Genomic DNA, 2,346 nt, shown 5'->3' on the forward strand with positions numbered 1-2,346 from the left:
ACCTTCGCGCTCGAGGTCGCGCTCGGCCGGCCGGCGGCGCTGGTGGCCGCGAGCGGCGACGCCGAGCTCTGCGAGCAGGCCGTCGCGGCGCTGCACAGCGAGAGCCTGCGCGTCTACACCTCCAGCGACGTGATCGGCGTCGAGGTGGGCGGCGCGCTGAAGAACGTGATGGCGATCGCCACCGGCATCGCCGACGGCATGGGCCTCGGCTTCAATGCCCGGGCGGCGCTGATCACGCGCGGGCTGGCCGAGATGACGCGGCTGGGGGTCGCGCTCGGCGCCCGGCCCGACACCTTCATGGGACTGTCCGGCCTCGGCGACCTGGTGCTGACCGCCACCGGCGACCTGTCGCGCAACCGCAAGGTTGGCCTGCGGCTGGCCGACGGCGTGCCGCTGCCGAAGATCCTCGCCGACCTCGGCCATGTGGCCGAAGGCGTCGTGTGCGCCGCGACCGCGCTGCGCCGCGCGCAGTCGCGCTCGATCGACATGCCGATCACCGAAGCGGTGGTCAGCGTGCTCGAAGGGCGCCGCACGCCGGATCAGTCGATCCAACGCCTGATGATGCGCGACGCGCGCCCCGAAAGCTTCAACGGATGAGCCTGAACCGTCGTGATGTGCTGGCCGCCGCCGCGGCCGTGACCCTGTCGAGCGCCCTGCCGGCGCGTGCGCAGGCCTGGCCTGCCCGCCCGATCCGCCTCGTCGTGCCGTTCCCGCCCGGCAGCTCGCCGGACATCATCGCGCGGCTGCTGGCCGAGCCGCTCGCGCATGCGCTCGGCCAGGCGATCGTCGTCGACAACAAGCCCGGTGCCGGCGGCAACCTGGGCACCGGCGCGGTCGCGAAGGCGGAGCCCGACGGCTACACCTTCCTGTTCACGATCCAGGGGCCGCTGGTGACCGCGCCGCTGCTGTCGAAATCGCTCGGCTACGACCCGTTGAAGGACCTGCTGCCAGTGACGCTGGTCGCGACCTCGCCGAACGTGCTGGTGGTCGACCCGAAGCTCGGCGTCGACACGCTGGCCGATTTTGTGCGCGTCGCGAAGCAGCGCAAGGGCCAGCTGAACTACGGCAGCGTCGGCAACGGCAGCGCCGCGCACCTGGCGATGGAATCGTTCAAGGCGCGCGCCGGCCTCGACATCGTGCACGTGCCCTACCAGGGCTTTCCGCAGGTGGTCAATGCCATCCTGGCCGGCCAGGTGCAGGCCGGTTTCATGGTGCCCGGCATCGCGATCGGGCAGGTGAAGGCCGGCAAGCTGAAGGCGCTGGGCGTCACGACGCTGGGCCGCTTCGGCGCGCTGCCCGACATGCCGACCTTCGTCGAGCAGGGCTACGCCGGCTTCGAGGCGATCTCGTGGCAGGCGGTGCTGGCGCCGGCCCGCACGCCGCAGGCTGTGGTCGACCGGGTGTCGGCCGAGCTGGTGCGCATCATCAAGACCGACGAGGTGCGCGGCCGGATCCTCGGCCAGTACTTCAGCGCGGCGGGCACGGCGCCCGAGGCGCTGGCGGGTTTGATGAAGACCGAGCGCGAGCGCTGGGGCAAGGTCATCAAGGCGGCGAACGTTCAACCCGAGTGACGTAGCCCGGATGGCAATCCGGGTTGTCTTTCACGCCCCTTCGGCGTAGCCGTTCTGGCGCCACGCCTCGAACACCGCGACCGCGACCGCATTGCTGAGGTTCAGGCTGCGCTGGCCTTCTCGCAGCGGCAGGCGCACGCGCTGGTTGGCAGGGAAGGTCTCGCGCAGGTCGGCCGGCAGGCCGGCCGTCTCGGAGCCGAACACCAGCCAGTCGCCTGCTTGCCACGCAACTTCTGCAAACGGCCGGCTGCCACGCGTCGTGAAGGCGAACAGGCGGGACGGATCGGGGCGTGCATCGGCCAGGAACTCCGGCCATGACACATGCCGCCGCACCGGCGCGAACTCGTGGTAATCGAGCCCGGCGCGCCGCAGCAGCCGGTCTTCCATCGAGAACCCGAGCGGCTCGATCAGGTGCAGTGCACAGCCGGTGTTGGCCGCGAGCCGGATCACGTTGCCGGTGTTCGGCGGGATCTCGGGGTGGACGAGGACGATGTTGAACATGGGCGCGATTGTCGCGGGCCTCAGGCACTCGTCGAGGGGCGCGGCGTGCGCGCGACCACCCAGGCCTCGACGCGCGTCGCGCCGGCCAGCTTCAGCACGCGTGCCAGCTCGGCCAGTGTCGCGCCGCTGGTCATCACGTCATCGACCAGCGCGACGTGCCGGCCCACCAGTTCGCCGCGCCGCAGCGGCTCGACGGCGAAGGCGCCGCGCACATTCGCCGCGCGCCGCTCGGGCGGCAGGTCGAGCTGGTGCGCGGTGGCGCGCACCCGCAGCA

Annotated in this window: 4 protein-coding genes; 2 read left to right on the forward strand and 2 right to left on the reverse strand. The window is 71.7% G+C overall.

Annotated elements, in window-relative coordinates; all coding sequences use genetic code 11:
- Both AC1DXV_RS33845 and AC1DXV_RS33850 read left to right on the forward strand, forming a co-directional pair.
- On the forward strand, positions 1 to 597 hold a 597-nt coding region (locus AC1DXV_RS33845; RefSeq protein WP_477937953.1), incomplete at its 5' end, for an NAD(P)H-dependent glycerol-3-phosphate dehydrogenase.
- Entirely contained in the window at positions 594 to 1,571 is a 978-nt protein-coding gene (locus AC1DXV_RS33850) for a Bug family tripartite tricarboxylate transporter substrate binding protein (RefSeq protein ID WP_477869028.1), read from the forward strand. The genes AC1DXV_RS33845 and AC1DXV_RS33850, both read left to right, overlap by 4 nt.
- A gap of 30 nt (positions 1,572 to 1,601) precedes the next feature.
- Here the strand turns inward: AC1DXV_RS33850 and trmL are convergent, their stop codons facing one another.
- Both trmL and AC1DXV_RS33860 read right to left on the reverse strand, forming a co-directional pair.
- Positions 1,602 to 2,072: a tRNA (uridine(34)/cytosine(34)/5-carboxymethylaminomethyluridine(34)-2'-O)-methyltransferase TrmL gene (trmL, locus tag AC1DXV_RS33855; protein ID WP_477869026.1), complete on the reverse strand. Its 471-nt coding sequence runs from the start codon at positions 2,070 to 2,072 to the stop codon at positions 1,602 to 1,604.
- Between the two features lie 20 nt (positions 2,073 to 2,092).
- Positions 2,093 to 2,346 (reverse strand): ComF family protein (locus tag AC1DXV_RS33860; protein WP_477937954.1); only part of this gene is annotated, 254 nt, incomplete at its 5' end.

Source organism: Rhizobacter sp. P3_C12 (assembly GCF_056402735.1).

What these genes read in the sequence shown, in the direction of transcription:
- AC1DXV_RS33850 (WP_477869028.1), top strand. Translation starts at nt 594, where the DNA reads ATGAGCCTGAACCGTCGTGATGTGCTGGCCGCCGCCGCGGCCGTGACC.
- trmL (WP_477869026.1), bottom strand. Translation starts at nt 2,072, where the DNA reads ATGTTCAACATCGTCCTCGTCCACCCCGAGATCCCGCCGAACACCGGC.